This window comes from Propionivibrio sp., from assembly GCF_049316945.1.
Classification (GTDB): domain Bacteria; phylum Pseudomonadota; class Gammaproteobacteria; order Burkholderiales; family Rhodocyclaceae; genus Propionivibrio.
On sequence record NZ_JBMOJE010000298.1, the window covers coordinates 1 to 2,674 of the forward strand.

Sequence of the window (2,674 nt, forward strand, 5' to 3'; positions counted from 1 at the left end):
TTGGGTGTGGCGGCAAAAGTGAGAGACCTCACGCTGGCTCTGCCTCTGGCTCGACGCAGCAAAGCCGCCCCATTGATCGTTATTCCAGATTCATCGCTCCACGCTCACGGCGCGGTCGGGTGGTCTGCTGCTGTCCGGATGCCTCTGCTTGCTCCTGCGCGAGGATCGCGGCTTCTTCCTCCGGGTCGGGGCGCCATTCGCCGGATGGCGCTTGCTCGGAGAACTCAGCCGGGTCGCGCTTGCCAGTCGATTGAGGAACCTTTACCGAGGCTTTCTCGGACAATTTGCCGCGAATCTCTCCAGTTTCCTCATCCACCTCGGCTGCATAGGGCGAATCATCCGGGATGATTGAAAAATCACCGTCCATTGCGTCGGTGTGCTGATCCTTGCCGACTTCAGCCATGCCATCAAGCGCGGCGGCGGTCTGGAATTCAATCGACAGTGGCAGGTACTTTGCCAGCCGGCGAATCACCGTCTTTCGGCCCATTTCGGTGAAGTGCTCTTTCCACGGTCCGTAGGCTCCCTTGCTCTGGGTGGCCTTCATGATTTCCTTGACTTGGTACAAGCTCATAAACTCGAAGCAATGGCCGCCGTCCTTGAGTTTTGCCACCGAGTAGAAACCGATCAGGTCGCCACGCTCACCAAGGGCCGGAGTGTGGTTCAACTTCTCATCAAGTCCATAGACCAGCTCAAACTTATCGTTTACGCAAACCTCGTGCGCAGCGATGCTGACGATCTGGCCAGAGCGGCGAGCGAGGTCGATCAATCCTTTGTAGCCGATGATGACCTGCACCGAATTCACCCATCGCTCGTTTCCGTTTCCATCCTTGCGCTTGGTGTTGAACGGCACCAGGTAGGCATGGCCCAGTACGGTGTTTGGCTCAAGGCCCATTTGCGCGCACTGGCCGATAGCTCCAACCAGGCTGGCAACATCGCACTTGGCCAGCGCCGGGGTGGTGGTGGCGGCGATCTGCGCTACTTTCAGCAGGCGTTCGGCGTTCAGGTGCTTTGGCAGCATCTTGGAAATTTCGCCAGCCTTCTGCTTTAGCAGGTAGGCGATTTGCTCACGGGGCTTCATGTCGGCAACGCGGACTTGTTGCTCTCCGGTGGCGACTGACTTTAATGTGGCTGTGCTCATGATGGTTCCTTGTTATTTGAGAAGCAGAGGGCGGGCGCCCGGTGTTGTTTTGGTGAATTTCGCTACGTGCTCAGCCGTCGGGCCAAGATCGAGATAGGCCGTCTTCCAGTCCGTCTTGACCGAATCTTTGTTGTTCTTCCAAGTTGCGATCGGAGATCCTCGGTACAGCAGGGTTGCCGCATTGCCGATACGCGCCTTGATCTGGGTGGAGAGCAATTCGATGTGGGCGTCACTGGCCTTGGCCGATACCTTGAAGTCTTTCAGCGACTGCACGAGCTCAAGCAGTTCGTCGTCTGCCTCCATGACCGTTCCGCTGTCTTTGCCGTAGAGCCACTTCACATCCTCAACAGCAGTCGGATCGGGGGCGTCTCGGTCCTGCACGCGCTTCCAGAACGCCAATTCCTGTTTGCGGATACCGGCGATGGTTTCTTCGTCGCGCTCGATCCAATGCACACGCGGCTTATCATCGAAGCCGGTCAGCGCGGCAATCACGGTGCGCCGGCGCGGCTTAATCATCAGCCCGTGCATTACCTGGGCTTGGTAATAAATCGGGATATCGTCTGAATCCTCATCACCCCAGAGCTTGGCGGCGAACGGATTGACCGTCTTAGCCTCGCCATTTACTTCTTCGCCATCAATCAACAGTTCGAGGTCGATTTCAGCCGCCAGAAACGGGTACTCTGGGTCTTGGTATCGCTGGTTTTGGGCGACGATTTCAACTTCATGGCCGCGCTCGCGCAGCTCATCGACCAGCATTTCAACGACGATTGGTTCCCACCGGTGCCCTCGGTCGAACAGCTTCTGCTTGGCCGGGGTGATTTCTTCCACAAATGCGCCAATCTTCTTCTGGTACAGCATGAAGGGCGACAGCCAGGGAGATACACCAAGCACGGCGGCCACATCAGCGCCACCAAGGTAAGTAGTGCGGTCCGGGGCGAAAATGGTTTGTGGTGCGTTCATTTCATCACTCCAAAAATTAAACCGTTGATGCTGTCCAGGAACAGCCAGGCGGTAGCGATTAGCATTGCGGTGAACACCACCTTGTCGCCAAGCGTTTCTGTTTTTTTCACAGCGAATCCCTTATGTTTTCAAGCGCGGCGATCTTGCGGAAAATTGATGCCCGTTCGCTACTGGACTTCTTCGCGTTTTCGTCATCCTTGAGGGTTAATTTGTCCAACTCCAAATCAAGTTCATCGAGGGCAAATTTGATGAAACACTTCACCTTTCCGATATCGGAAATGGCGACGTGCGTTGAAGGGCTCATGGCGCAAGGCTCACACTGATGACCTTTGCGCAAAAGTGCGCCGTGTTGCTGGACCGGTCATAAACAGCAAGGCCATTCATGCAGTCCGCCAGGATTCCGGAGAACTTCAGTGTTTCGGCCTTCTGCGAGGTCACCTGGGCTTCCAGCTTCCGGTTCTGCAGCAAGCCAAGAACGACAAGCACAGCGAGCAAACCAACAACCAGAAGGGCAACATCAAGAAACCGCTCATACAGCGACTTGCTTGCGGGAGGGGTATCGGCCAACCAGAACAG

Annotated in this window: 4 protein-coding genes; all 4 read right to left on the reverse strand. The window is 56.1% G+C overall.

Features of this window, described 5'->3' with window-relative positions:
- Positions 1–79: 79 nt before the first annotated feature.
- Positions 80–1,138: a recombinase RecT gene (locus tag ACOYNV_RS27225; protein ID WP_422902952.1), complete on the reverse strand. Its 1,059-nt coding sequence runs from the start codon at positions 1,136–1,138 to the stop codon at positions 80–82.
- Between the two features lie 12 nt (positions 1,139–1,150).
- Positions 1,151–2,098, reverse strand: coding sequence for a YqaJ viral recombinase family protein (locus tag ACOYNV_RS27230; RefSeq protein ID WP_422902953.1), 948 nt, complete (start codon positions 2,096–2,098; stop codon positions 1,151–1,153).
- A 106-nt stretch (positions 2,099–2,204) separates the two neighbouring features.
- Entirely contained in the window at positions 2,205–2,402 is a 198-nt protein-coding gene (locus ACOYNV_RS27235; protein WP_422902954.1) for a hypothetical protein, read from the reverse strand.
- Positions 2,399–2,674, reverse strand: a 276-nt coding sequence (locus tag ACOYNV_RS27240; protein ID WP_422902955.1) for a hypothetical protein, incomplete at its 5' end; no start/stop codon positions are given. The genes ACOYNV_RS27235 and ACOYNV_RS27240, both read right to left, overlap by 4 nt.